At 56.9% G+C, this 3,210-nt stretch carries 4 protein-coding genes; 1 reads left to right on the top strand and 3 read right to left on the bottom strand.

All coding sequences use genetic code 11. From position 1 onward, the window contains the following. The 3 genes from F4X57_13970 to F4X57_13960 all read right to left on the bottom strand — a co-directional run. A partial coding sequence (locus tag F4X57_13970; protein ID MYC08254.1) for a hypothetical protein occupies window positions 1–816 on the bottom strand: 816 nt, incomplete at its 3' end. Window positions 817–860: 44 nt separating this feature from the next. Further along, window positions 861–1,106: a hypothetical protein gene (locus F4X57_13965; GenBank protein ID MYC08253.1), complete on the bottom strand. Its 246-nt coding sequence runs from the start codon at window positions 1,104–1,106 to the stop codon at window positions 861–863. Window positions 1,107–1,130: 24 nt separating this feature from the next. Further along, window positions 1,131–2,645, bottom strand: coding sequence for an SAM-dependent DNA methyltransferase (locus tag F4X57_13960; GenBank protein MYC08252.1), 1,515 nt, complete (start codon window positions 2,643–2,645; stop codon window positions 1,131–1,133). A 181-nt stretch (window positions 2,646–2,826) separates the two neighbouring features. Between F4X57_13960 and F4X57_13955 the strand changes: the two genes are divergently transcribed. After that, window positions 2,827–3,099 (top strand): hypothetical protein, encoded by a 273-nt coding sequence (locus tag F4X57_13955; GenBank protein ID MYC08251.1) that lies wholly within the window; start codon window positions 2,827–2,829, stop codon window positions 3,097–3,099. Window positions 3,100–3,210: the final 111 nt, after the last annotated feature.

Raw genomic sequence — 3,210 nt, 5'->3', positions numbered from 1 at the left:
CCACCCCTCCGGCACATCCCCCAGCGCCGAAGCCACCAGCCGCTCCGGGAACAAGTCGTACAGCTCCGCCGGCATCCCCGGCAGCGACTCGCCGCGCCGCCAGCGCCCTTCCATCTTGGCGCGCACCGGCTCGAAATCGACAAACCAGTACTTGAACAGCGCCTGCGCCATCCCCTCCAGCGTGGCGTTCATCCGGCGGTTCAGCTCTATCTTGTCGTCCAGCGTGCCGAGGATGTGCGCGATGCGACGCTGCTCGGGGAGCGAGGGATAAGCTATTGGAACATCTCTGAGTATCCGAGTATTAAGTGAAGGCATTGTCGCGCCCACAGCGATTGACCTGATATGTTCACGAAACGCTGGCAGACCGAAGAAGTATGAAAGATAAGCGGATTCAATCTTGTTGGGATCTGGCCTCACACGCAAACAACGCCCCGAAAACAGCCATCCATCTTCCGTTTCACGCACTAAACTACGTCTGTCAACTGAACCTACTCGGCTAAAGACAACGTCACCTTGCCGAAGAGTGTATCTTGCCAATCTTGCCTTGTCCTTATCTGATACGCAGGGCAAGTTTCTGTGGATGATTCGATTCTCCCCCAAGTGTTCAACAGTGATTATTGGGGTACCGACCTGCACGTAGTCTCTTTGATGGAGTTGACTACCAAAGGGACCCGTCTGAACTCCACGTTCACTGCAACAGAGCTTCCATAAGGGATCAACCTTTAAGCCACAACGGAAATGCCCGTACTCTGTTTCCAATTTTCCCTGGCTGGTAACCATTTCACTGAACGACATGACGCGCCAACCACTCCCCATACTTACTCGCTTTCCTCGACTGCCGAGACATTCCGGTTGGGTGCTCAGAAGGACGACCGCTGCAACACCAGAGCTTCCGCCACTTCGATGTCCTTTGGTCTCCTATGTACTTCGGGGAACCAGTACCCGTGTTCGCCGACGTAGCTTTCCGTCCCCGTGTTCAGTGTTATCTCGACGACCTTCAGGCTGTCCGGCGAAAGGTCGTCAAATCCATCTTCGTAGCCGTTCACGACCACGCGCAAGTCATCCGGGTATGTTTCCAGAAGCACGATTAGCTCATGCACTGTCATAAGAGTTGTCCTTTGCCATCAAGTTCATTCCTCGGCGTCCGCGAAGAACCCTAACCGCTCAAGGTTCTCAGCAATCGTCACGTCCAGCTTCTTTGCCTCCACCTGCTGCTCTCGCCACTCGGCGGCAAGTTTCGCCATCTTTTCCTCAAACGGCTCGCCGTCGTCCTCCTGCGCCTTCGCGCCCACATAGCGGCCCGGCGTCAGCACGAAGTCATGCGAGCGTATCTCTTCTAGCGTGGCACTCTTACAGAATCCGGGTATGTCCTCGTAATCTTCCCTCTCTTCGCGCCAGGCGTGGTATGTGCCGGCGATTCGGCCTATCTCTTCCTCTGACAACTCCCGGTGAGTGCGGCCAACGAGACTCCCCATGTCGCGGGCGTCGATGAAGAGCGTCTCGCGGCGGCGGTCCCGGAACTTGCCGTTGCGCCGGTTGCGCGCCATGAACCAGAGGCATACGGGTATCTGCGTTGACCTGAATAGCTGCCCCGGCAGCGCCACCATGCAGTCAATCAGGTCGGCTTCCAGTAGGTTCTTGCGTATCTCGCCTTCGTTGGACTGAGCTGACGACATAGAGCCATTGGCGAGGACGAAGCCCGCTGTGCCGCGTGGCGACAAGTGATGCACCATGTGCTGCACCCAGGCGAAGTTGGCGTTGCCGGGAGGTGGCGCTCCGTACTGCCAGCGCAGATCATCCCGCAATCTGTCGCCGCCCCAGTCGGAGACGTTGAATGGCGGATTAGCGAGTATGAAGTCGGCCTTCAGGTCCGCGTGGCGGTCATTGTGGAACGTGTCGCCGTGCTCGATCTGCCCGTGTATGCCGCGAATGGCGAGGTTCATCTTGGCAAGCCGCCAAGTGGTGTGGTTCGACTCCTGCCCGTAGATGGAGATGTCGGCTTTTATTCTGCCGCCGTTACCATTTCCGCTGCTGTGGGAGCGAATAAACTCCATAGACTGCACAAACATGCCGGACGAGCCGCAGCAGGGGTCATAGACGCGCCCGCTATAGGGTTGTAGCATCTCGACCAGCAGCCTCACCACGCCGCGCGGTGTGTAAAACTCACCGCCTCTACGGCCCTCCGCCAGCGCGAACTGTCCCAGGAAATACTCATAGACCCGGCCCAGAACATCCTGTGCGCGTGCTTCGGCGTCACCAATTCTTATATCACTGATGAGGTCGATGACCTGTCCCAGTCGAGTCTGGTCGAGCGACTGCCTCCCGTATTCCTTCGGCAGGACATCTCTGAGCACCGGGTTGTCGCGCTCTATCGCCGCCATCGCATCATCCACGAGTCGCCCTATCGTGGGCTGACGGGCGTTGGCTTGAAGTACCGCCCAGCGCGCTTCCTGCGGCACCCAGAATATACCGAAGGCGCGATACTCCTCAGGATCTTCCGGGTCTGCGTATTCGCTCTCCACAAGATATTCAAGGCGCGCATGCGCTTCCTCGAATGCGTCGGAGATGTACTTGAGGAATATCAGCCCCAGTACGACATGCTTGTACTCTGAGGCGTCCATACTGCCCCGCAACGTGTCAGCCATGCGCCACAAGTCGGCGTCGTAGCTGGCGAAGTCGGCGGTAGATTCGGACGTGGACACTGCCGATCGTGTGGTCATTGCGGCGGCCTCCGGATGTGCTGGATGTAGGCGACAATGATAGCATAAGTGGCGCTAATTCATAGACGAAGCCACCGCCAAGAGCGCCGACGACCGAGAGAAGACCATGGACAGCTTGTTATTCTACACTCACGACCTGCGTCAGATTATAGAAGGCCAAGGTCGCTCTCTCGCAAATGAAATCAACTCCCTGACCGAGAATGAGGTTTTGAACACTTCGCAGGAAGACATGATCGAATATCTCTCTGAGAAGTACAGAGTAAATCCTCTAAGAATCGACGAGACGGGTATTCGGACAGACTTCGGAGACGCTCAGATCGACGTGAGCGGGGACTTCAGCCGCGGCATTTACGACAGGAGTGTGAGGTGGACCCAATAAATCGGACAGGTGGGCAAGAGAGAATCCCGCTCCTAGAATGAAGGAAGAATGAACATGAGCTTGTGTCAAGTGTTGTGGAAATTCCTCCCAGGTTATCTAGCTCATCAGGCG

It is taken from the genome of Chloroflexota bacterium (assembly GCA_009840355.1).
Taxonomy (GTDB): Bacteria; Chloroflexota; Dehalococcoidia; order Lucifugimonadales; family JADFKI01; genus Bin90.
This window is presented reverse-complemented; position numbering and strand designations above follow the sequence as displayed.

Excerpts from the sequence above, each read along its gene's own strand:
- F4X57_13965 (MYC08253.1), bottom strand. The coding sequence starts at position 1,106 with ATGACAGTGCATGAGCTAATCGTGCTTCTGGAAACATACCCGGATGAC.
- F4X57_13960 (MYC08252.1), bottom strand. The coding sequence starts at position 2,645 with ATGGCTGACACGTTGCGGGGCAGTATGGACGCCTCAGAGTACAAGCAT.
- F4X57_13955 (MYC08251.1), top strand. The coding sequence starts at position 2,827 with ATGGACAGCTTGTTATTCTACACTCACGACCTGCGTCAGATTATAGAA.